Origin of the sequence: Roseovarius salis (assembly GCF_044472985.1) — a bacterium.
Lineage (GTDB): Bacteria > Pseudomonadota > Alphaproteobacteria > Rhodobacterales > Rhodobacteraceae > Roseovarius > Roseovarius salis.
Map to the genome: position 1 here is coordinate 87,803 of NZ_JBISDG010000010.1, position 8,744 is coordinate 96,546.

Below are 8,744 nucleotides of genomic sequence, written 5' to 3' on the forward strand. Positions count from 1 at the left end.
CGGGGCATGGTCATGAACAGCAGCAGCGAAGTCACCCGTGCGGGCGGTCGTCCGCTCTTTGCGCCGGCCGAGGAGGTGATCGAGACCGCGAAGGCCGGCGGAATGTTCATCCTCGTCGATCACGAGGATCGCGAGAACGAGGGCGATCTCGTGATCCCGGCGGAGACCGCGGACGCCGGCGCGATCAATTTCATGGCGCGACACGGGCGTGGACTCATCTGTCTGGCGATCGAAGCGGAACGCGCCGACGCGCTGGAACTGCAGCCGATGGCGGTTCGCAATTCGTCGCGGTTCGAAACCGCGTTCATGGTCAGTATCGAGGCGCGCGAGGGGGTGAGCACGGGCATTTCGGCAGCGGACCGCGCCAGGACCATCGCCGTCGCCATTGACCCCCGGACACAGCCTGCCGATATCGCGACGCCCGGCCATGTCTTTCCGCTCAGGGCGCAGGCGGGCGGTGTCCTTGTCCGGGCGGGTCATACCGAGGCGGCCGTTGACGTGGCGCGGCTGGCGGGGCGCAGGCCGGCGGGCGTGATCTGCGAGATCATGAACCCGGACGGCAGCATGGCGCGCCTGCCCGACCTTGCCGGGTTCGCCGACCGGCACGCCCTGCCGATCGGGACGATCACGGACCTGATTGCCTACCGGCGGCGGCATGACAATCTCGTGCGTGAACTCGTCCGCGACAAGATCACCTCGTTCATCGGCGGGGAATGGTGCCTTCGCGTTTTCCAGGATGCCCCCGGAGGGGCCGAGCACATCGCGCTGTCGCGCGGCGACGTATCGGATGGCAACCCGGTACTGACGCGGATGCACGTCATAGACCCGCTGGAGGATCTCCTGGCGCTCAACCCGACACGCTGGAACCAGGTGGCGGACTCCATGGTCGAGATCACCCGGGAAGGTCGCGGTGCCATCGTCCTGTTGCGCGACGCGGCGCCGAACGTGATTTCGGCCAAGTTCCAGGCGGCAGAGACCGGTCGAAAGATACAGCGCCGGTATGGCATAGGGGCGCAGATACTTTGCAGCCTCGGGATGCGTGACATCATCCTGTTGACGAACTCGCCCTCTCCCGACCTTCTGGGGCTGGATGGCTACGACCTCAACCTCGTGGGAACCCGCCCGATCCCCCGCGTCAGTCTCGACTGACGCGGGTCTGAGAGGATGCAGGACCGTCCTTTTCGGATTGGCCCGTTCGCCGGCCGCGACAGGCGGGGTCGCGCGCGCGGTGTCACGGGGCGATCAGGATCGATCCGAGCACCGTGGCGCGGTCACCGTCCATGCGGATGACCAGCACCTCGCCGGAGCGGGTCTTGCGCCCGGTCAGGGCGGAAATGTTGACCTGATGGGTCACGAGCATCCGCTTGCCCCCCGTTTTGGCGATGAGGTCCCGGGCGGCCCGCGTGCGCGCCTCTTCCCGGGAAAAGTCCTGGAAGAAGGAATTGAGGGCGGCCGCCTCCTCCACCGGGCCCAGATCCAGCAGCCGGGCCGTGTCCCTGCAGCGGCACCACTGGCTGGTGAACACTGTATCGAACGTCACCCCCCGTTCCCGGAACGCCGCGCCGATGGCGCGGGCCTGCGCGCGGCCGCGGGCGTCGAGGTTGCGCTGCGTCGTGCAGTCCCCCAGCGTGAAGCCGCGCGGGTCGCTGGCCCCCGGGGCGAGGGCGTGGCGCATGATGGCCAGCGTGCCGGGTTCTTTCAGGGCGGCCCAGTCGTTCGCCGCGGCCAGCGCGGGCAGGCAGGCAAGGACCAGGGCGATAATATGGCGCATGGGGACAGGTTAGCAGCGATGGCGCGGCTGTCCACTCATCCCGCGCTGCCGGGGTGCCGGCGTGGGCGGCGGCGCGCCTAGCGCCCGAGAAACAGGCGCAGGACCGACAGGACAACCGAGAGGACCACCGAGACGAGGATCGCGCTGGTGACGGGGATGTAGATCGTCGTCGTCTCGCGCTCGATCACGATGTCGCCCGGCAGGCGGCCGAGGCCCAGCCTTGACAGCGGGCCCCAGAGCAGGCCGGCGACGATCAGCACGATGCCGGCGAGGACGAGGAAGCGAGCCATGGGGGAAAGATAGGGGCGGGGCGGGGTGGTTTGTAGGGCGGCGCCGAGGACCGAACGCGGCATGCACGGACCCCGGTAGATCACGAGATTCCGGTGGCGGTAGCTTTCCTTTTGGTGCGCGGAGAATGCCGGTGGAGCCCGGATTGGCCATTTGCCCGCGCGGAACAAGGCGCGCAGCGCCGCCGCGCATCGCCGGGCCGCCCCCTCGGCCCGGCGATTTGGCACCGCTGGCGCTCAGCATTGGTATCCGATGTATCCGGCAACCATAAAGTGCTGCCGCCCGACCGTCGGATCGCCGCGCCGCGGCCGGTCGATGTGCGGCTCGGTTCATCAATATCGCCTATCGGCTGGCTGTCGCCATCCGGTCTTTTCGCCCGGAAGACTTGCCTGTTCACCTTGCGCCGACCCTCAAACGGGCATCCTGTGCCCGCTGAAGACCACTACCCCTTCCGCTTCCGCTGCACATTTCCCCCCTTCTGCCCCGGCCGGCCCGCCGTGGACCGCCCCTTGGCACCCACGGCCTCCGCGCTGGCCTTCTCCACTGCCTGCTGCCGCGCCAGCGGGTCGTCGTGCACCGCCAGATCGACCGCCTCCAGCCGCTTGATCTCGTCGCGCAGGCGCGCGGCCTCCTCGAAGTCGAGGTTCTCGGCGGCCTTGCGCATGTCGGTGCGCAGCCCTTCGAGATGGGCCTGCAGGTTGGCGCCGGCGGCGGGCTTTTCGACCTTGGCGGTGACGCGGTTCATGTCGACGTCGCCCTCGTAGACGCCGGCCATGATGTCGTCGACGTTCTTGCGGATGGTCTCGGGGGTGATGCCGTGCGCCTCGTTGTAGGCGATCTGCTTGGCGCGGCGCCGCTCGGTCTCTCCGATGGCGCGCTCCATGCTGCCGGTGACCCGGTCGGCATACATGATCACCCGGCCCTCGGCGTTGCGCGCGGCCCGCCCGATGGTCTGGATGAGAGAGGTTTCCGAGCGCAGAAAGCCCTCCTTGTCAGCATCCAGAATCGCCACCAGCCCGCATTCGGGGATGTCCAGCCCCTCGCGCAGCAGGTTGATGCCCACAAGCACGTCGAAGGCGCCGAGCCGCAGGTCGCGCAGGATCTCGATGCGCTCGATGGTGTCGATGTCGGAGTGCATGTAGCGCACGCGCACGCCCTGCTCGTGCAGGTACTCGGTCAGGTCCTCGGCCATGCGCTTGGTCAGGGTGGTGCACAGGGTGCGGTAGCCCGCCTCGCTCACCCGCCGCACCTCGTCCAGCAGGTCGTCCACCTGCATCTCGACGGGGCGGATTTCCACCTGCGGGTCCAGCAGGCCGGTGGGGCGGATGACCTGCTCGGTGAACACGCCGCCGGTCTGTTCGAGTTCCCACGGCGCCGGCGTGGCGGAGACGAACACCGATTGCGGGCGCATGGCGTCCCATTCCTCGAACTTCAGCGGGCGGTTGTCCATGCAGGAGGGCAGGCGGAAGCCGTGCTCGGCCAGGGTGAACTTGCGCCGGTAGTCGCCGCGGTACATGCCGCCGATCTGAGGCACGCTGACATGGGATTCGTCGGCGAAGACGATGGCGTTGTCGGGGATGAACTCGAACAGGGTGGGGGGCGGCTCGCCGGGGGCGCGGCCGGTCAGGTAGCGCGAGTAGTTCTCGATCCCGTTGCAGGAGCCCGTGGCCTCCAGCATCTCGAGGTCGAAATTGGTGCGTTGTTCGAGGCGCTGCGCCTCCAACAGTTTGCCTTCGCCCACCAGTTGGTCGAGCCGCTGGCGCAGCTCTTTCCTGATCTCGATGACCGCCTGCTTGAGCGTCGGCTTGGGCGTGACGTAGTGAGAGTTGGCATAGACGCGCACACGCTCCATCGTGCCGGTCCGCTCGCCCGTGAGGGGGTCGAATTCGGTAATGGACTCGAGCTCTTCGCCGAAGAAGCTGAGCTTCCACGCGCGATCGTCGAGGTGGGCCGGCCAGATCTCGAGGCTGTCGCCGCGCACGCGGAAGCTGCCGCGCTGAAACGCCTGGTCGTTGCGGCGGTATTGCTGGGCGACAAGGTCTGCCATCACCTGCCGCTGGTCGTATTCGCTACCCACATGCAGGTCCTGCGTCATGGCGCCGTAGGTCTCGACGCTGCCGATACCGTAGATACAGGAGACCGAGGCGACGATGATCACGTCGTCGCGTTCCAGCAGCGCCCGGGTGGCGGCGTGGCGCATCCGGTCGATCTGCTCGTTGATCTGGGATTCCTTCTCGATATAGGTGTCGCTGCGCGGCACGTAGGCCTCGGGCTGGTAGTAGTCGTAGTAGGAGACGAAGTATTCCACCGAGTTGTTGGGAAAGAAGTTGCGGAACTCGCCGTAGAGCTGCGCGGCCAGCGTCTTGTTGGGGGCGAGGATGATGGCCGGGCGCTGCGTTTCCTCTATGACCTTGGCCATGGTGTAGGTCTTGCCGGTGCCGGTGGCGCCCAGCAGGACCTGGTCGCGCTCGTCGTCCAACACGCCCTGCGACAACTCGGCGATGGCCGTGGGCTGGTCGCCCGCGGGGGCGAACTCGGTGACCATCTCGAACCGCTTGCCGCCCTCCAGCTTCTCGCGGGAGGCCACGTCATCGGCGGCGGCGTGCAGCAGGTTGTCTGACCGGTCGGAATGGGCATAGGGCATGGGCGGATCCTTTCGTGGCTAATGTGGCATGGTCGCGCGCGGGTGCAAGGCCTGCCGCCCCCCGCGCGCCGCGATCGGTCTGCCGGGCCCGGCCACGGCGGCGCATTGCGCCCTTGCCCAGCTTCGAGGATTTTGGAATAACCGCACCAGCCAAGGAGATCGCCGATGCCCGCACGTATCTACAAGCCCTCCCGCAATGCAATGCAGTCCGGCAATGCCCGGTCCAAGCACTGGGTGCTGGAATTCCCCAACGAGAAGGGCCGCGATGTCGATCCGCTGATGGGCTGGACCTCGTCCGAGGACACGCAGGCGCAGGTCAAGCTGCGGTTTTCCACCAAGGAGGCGGCGCTGGAATACGCCGAGGAGCACGGCATCGACGCCGTGGTGCTGGAGCCGCACGAGCGCAAGCCCAACGTCCGCCCGGGCGGCTATGCGGAGAATTTCGCGGTGAACCGTCGCGCCACCTGGACGCACTGAGCATCACGGCACGGGCTGGCTCGACTTTACGGCAATGTAATCGAACCGGCTTTTGGGGGGAGTGTCCGCCCGGCGCTGCACAAGGTAGACCAGACCAGCCTCCGCTAGGTGGGCCACATGCCGTGCCAGTGACGGATGACCGAGAGCGGGGCCTGTAGCGTATACGAGCCGTTCACCGGGTTGGGCCGAATGTAGCCATGCCTCCAACTCGGCAATCGTGTTCCCGGTCCCTGTCAGGCGCGTTTCATGCATCCGGACAAAACCAACCCCTATATTCGCAATCCATGGTCGCAGCCAAGAGTGAGCCCGGGCGGGAAACAGGGTTTCGCATGGTGAGTGGTGGCATCGAATTCCGGTGTCAACCGCACTTTCCGTTCAGCGTGATGTCGGCCGCCAGAGCAACCGCTTTCCACATATCGACGTAAGATGCTGGCAGCGGCATTGAGATATCCCAATCGGCCGACGGGGTCTCACATCGCTGCGTCTGCAGTGCATTGGGCGTCCAGCGTATGATTGGCTCTTCGTGGTAGAGTTCTTCGGCAAGTCGCAGCAAATGCCACAGCAAGTCGAAATATTGCCCGAAGAACCGGTCGTCGATCACCACGATGTCAGCGTAACCGGCATATTTATACAGGACTTCGTGGTAGCTTGCCGTGTCCTCCACGGTGATCACGTTGAGGCCCAGCATGGTTTCAAGCCAGGCGCGCAATTCAGCCGTCTCCGTCGAAATCCCGGAAAGCAGTATCGCTGTCCGGTTCACGAAAATCTCTTGACGGCGCAGCCGGTCGGCGGCGCATTCGATCGCTTCGGCGTCCGTTCCGCGATGGCGCTCGATGCTCTCGTCCAACAGCCGATCGGCCAGGCTGGCGTCTTGATCTGCAAGACGGGTGTTCCCGTTGACGGACGTCAGGGGCATTGCTCGTTTCCTGGCGATCATGGCGACTCCCTCGGCGCGACCGTATGGGTGAGAAAAAACACGTATCTCAACGGAGGGGTAAGTCATTGTGTGTGCCGCCACAATCTAACCTGAAGTATGGTTCATCATGAAAGCCAAAAAAGAAAAATAATACTAATAAACAGATATATGGAATGGATCTGGGAAAACAGGAAACCGCTGATCCATCCCGCATGTATCCAAGGTATGGCTAATGTATTCATTAGATCACTATACACTAAATTGCATTTATGATGAGTTTTAACACCAATTGTAAGCACGTGTCGCGCGGCAACACGAGCCACGACGAAGGTTGCTGCTGCGCAATGGGGCTGGCTTGGGACTATGACGTGCGGAGAAAGAAGCTCGAAACGGAATCTTCCCGGTCCGGAGTGTTCCCTGATGGAGAAGATCAGATACATGGACACCAGAGAACTGCTGCTTGCACTTGCAAAGCTGCGGGCGGCAGGCTTCACGTCTTTTGAAGAAATTGAAGCGTGTCCAGAAGCCGTTGCTGCGTTGCTTTGTCAAGCCCAGACAGAAGCTCGAAAAGTTCGTCCATGATCATTGACCGGTCCAGACCGAGCAACGTGCCAGCCGGGGTACCAAGCGCGTGCTCCAGCGCGATCACGGTTTGGACACGAGGACTATCTATGCGGCCGTTGAGGATGTCGGTGACGGCACGGTGATTCAGGCCAGCCTTCCGGGACAGACCGGCGGCGCTGAATCCCTGAAGTTCCATGTGATGCCTTAGGCAGTTCCGAAATGCCTCGGCGTCAAACCCTGCATCCTTCACATTGTCTGACATGAGTGAAAGTCGCTATTGATCTTATGTTCCGATATCAGAATCCGGCAGTTTTCCCTTCGCTCAGGCGATCCAGATGGACCATGCGCCATAGTAGTACTTAGGAATACTGAAATTGTAGCTAACTAAAAGTATAGGGTGCGATGCCCCAAAAAGTTTTGGCGCACGCAAGCGAACGCTTTGGCCGGGTGATCCGTAGTCGCTCTGGACGCCGCTAGCTTGATGTGTATCAAGGCGGATTTGCCTGTTCCCTGCTATGATTTTCGTTGAATTGGCGGGGAGTTTCCAATGACAGTCGATATTGACACGGGCGTCGCCGGCGGGCGCGGCGGGGGAACGGGGCGTGCCGTGGCCGACAAGGTCGCAGAGTTGCGCCGGGAGTTCGAGACGGGCGAATACCCTTACGAGAAGAAGCTCGGCCGCCGGACCTATGAGCGGCAGAAAGCCCGGCTGCAGGCCGAGCTGCTCAAGGTGCAGCTCTGGGCGCAGGAGACGGGCGAACGCTTCGTGTTGATCTTCGAGGGGCGCGACGCCGCCGGCAAGGGCGGCACGATCAAGCGGTTCACCGAGCATCTCAACCCCCGGCAGGCCCGCGTGGTGGCGTTGAACAAGCCCACCTGAGAGGAGAAGGGCCAGTGGTTCTTCCAGCGCTACATCGAGCACCTGCCCACCGTGGGCGAAATGGTCTTCTACGACCGGTCCTGGTATAACCGCGCCGGGGTCGAGCGCGTGATGGGGGTCTGCGAGCCATGGGAGTATCTGGAGTTCATGCGCCAGACCCCCGAGCTGGAACGCATGCTGGTGCGGTCGGGCATCCGGGTGTTCAAGTACTGGTTCTCGGTCACGCAGGAAGAGCAGCGCCGCCGTTTCACGGCGCGTGAAACCGATCCCCTCAAGCAATGGAAACTCAGCCCGATCGACAAGCATTTCCTCGCCTCGCTCGACTATCCGGACAAGGACCGCAATATCGTGAGGGGCCCCGACCACATCCTTGGCAAGTCGCTGCGTCCCGGCACCCGGATCGCGCGCTGATCCGCCGATGCCGCCGCGCCGGATTGCCTGCCCGGCCCGAGCGGCCTAGAAACGTGTTCCATGATAAGACGCTTGCTCATCGCCGCGGCCGCGGCAGCGGCCGGTCTTGCCGCACCCGTCGCAAGGGCGCATCCGCATGTCTTCGTGGAGGTGGGGCTGCGCTTGGAGGCGGACGAACGGGGCCACCTGACGGGGGTCGAGGTGACATGGACCTACGACGCGCTCTATACCCTCCTGATCCTGTCGGACAGGTGGCTCGACCCGGACGGGGACATGGTGCTGACGGCGGCCGAGCGCGCGGAACTGCTGGGCTTCGACCTCGTCGACTGGCCCGAGGGGTTCGAGGGCGCGCTGTTCATCGACACGCCCGTGGGCAGCATCAGCCCCAGCCCGCCCGAGGCACTGTCCGTCCGGCTTGAGGAGGGGCGGCTTGTCACCCGGCACCGCCGCCCGCTGGGGCCGGTCGCCGCCCCGCGGCTGGAGGTGCGCCCGTATGATCCGTCCTATTACGCCGCGCTGGAGTTGTCGGGCGCGGTGCGGCTGCCCGAGGGCTGCACCGGCGACGTCGTCGCGCCCGACAGGGCCGCGGCGGATGCGCGGGTCGCGGCGCTGGGCGATCCCGGCCGCGAGGATTTCTTCGAGGAGGTCGCGGTGGGGGTCCACTATGCCGACACGCTGGTGGTGACATGCGCGCCGTCCTCCTGATCGCCGGGGGGCTGGTCGTGGCGGCGGCTGTCTGGCTCTGGGGGCTCGGCGGCGCGGCCGATGTGGCGCGTTGGGCCACCGACGGCCA

General features: G+C 64.9%; 8 protein-coding genes and 1 pseudogene. 4 read left to right on the top strand and 5 right to left on the bottom strand.

From position 1 onward, the window contains the following. Positions 1-12 precede the first annotated feature (12 nt). The gene (gene ribB / locus ACH13J_RS05905; RefSeq protein WP_397542387.1) at positions 13-1,149 is read left to right on the top strand and encodes a 3,4-dihydroxy-2-butanone-4-phosphate synthase; all 1,137 of its coding nucleotides are present in this window, start codon (positions 13-15) and stop codon (positions 1,147-1,149) included. An 82-nt stretch (positions 1,150-1,231) separates the two neighbouring features. Here ribB and ACH13J_RS05910 read toward each other — a convergent pair whose 3' ends face one another. The 3 genes from ACH13J_RS05910 to uvrB all read right to left on the bottom strand — a co-directional run bounded on the left by ACH13J_RS05910 (position 1,232) and on the right by uvrB (position 4,703). Beyond that, positions 1,232-1,771 carry a histidine phosphatase family protein gene (locus ACH13J_RS05910; protein ID WP_397542388.1) on the bottom strand — a complete coding sequence of 180 codons (540 nt, stop codon included), beginning with the start codon at positions 1,769-1,771 and terminating at the stop codon, positions 1,232-1,234. Positions 1,772-1,848: 77 nt separating this feature from the next. After that, entirely contained in the window at positions 1,849-2,124 is a 276-nt protein-coding gene (locus ACH13J_RS05915) for a DUF2905 domain-containing protein (RefSeq protein ID WP_397542389.1), read from the bottom strand. A 377-nt stretch (positions 2,125-2,501) separates the two neighbouring features. After that, entirely contained in the window at positions 2,502-4,703 is a 2,202-nt protein-coding gene (gene uvrB, locus ACH13J_RS05920; RefSeq protein ID WP_397542390.1) for an excinuclease ABC subunit UvrB, read from the bottom strand. Between the two features lie 165 nt (positions 4,704-4,868). Here uvrB and ACH13J_RS05925 point away from each other — a divergent pair, with 165 nt between their 5' ends. Then, entirely contained in the window at positions 4,869-5,180 is a 312-nt protein-coding gene (locus ACH13J_RS05925) for an NADH dehydrogenase ubiquinone Fe-S protein 4 (protein ID WP_397542391.1), read from the top strand. A 358-nt stretch (positions 5,181-5,538) separates the two neighbouring features. Here the strand turns inward: ACH13J_RS05925 and ACH13J_RS05930 are convergent, their stop codons facing one another. Beyond that, the gene (locus ACH13J_RS05930) at positions 5,539-6,096 is read right to left on the bottom strand and encodes a hypothetical protein (protein ID WP_397542392.1); all 558 of its coding nucleotides are present in this window, start codon (positions 6,094-6,096) and stop codon (positions 5,539-5,541) included. Positions 6,097-6,586: 490 nt separating this feature from the next. Next, complete coding sequence (locus ACH13J_RS05935) at positions 6,587-6,922, bottom strand: helix-turn-helix domain-containing protein (RefSeq protein ID WP_397542393.1); 336 nt, start codon at positions 6,920-6,922, stop codon at positions 6,587-6,589. Positions 6,923-7,207: 285 nt separating this feature from the next. On the opposite strand from ACH13J_RS05935, the pseudogene ACH13J_RS05940 reads away from it, so the two are divergent. Together ACH13J_RS05940 and ACH13J_RS05945 are read left to right on the top strand one after the other, a co-directional pair. Beyond that, positions 7,208-7,951, top strand: a pseudogene (locus tag ACH13J_RS05940) (polyphosphate kinase 2). Positions 7,952-8,011: 60 nt separating this feature from the next. Further along, positions 8,012-8,656 carry a DUF1007 family protein gene (locus tag ACH13J_RS05945; protein ID WP_397542394.1) on the top strand — a complete coding sequence of 215 codons (645 nt, stop codon included), beginning with the start codon at positions 8,012-8,014 and terminating at the stop codon, positions 8,654-8,656. The last annotated feature ends 88 nt before the right edge of the window (positions 8,657-8,744 follow it).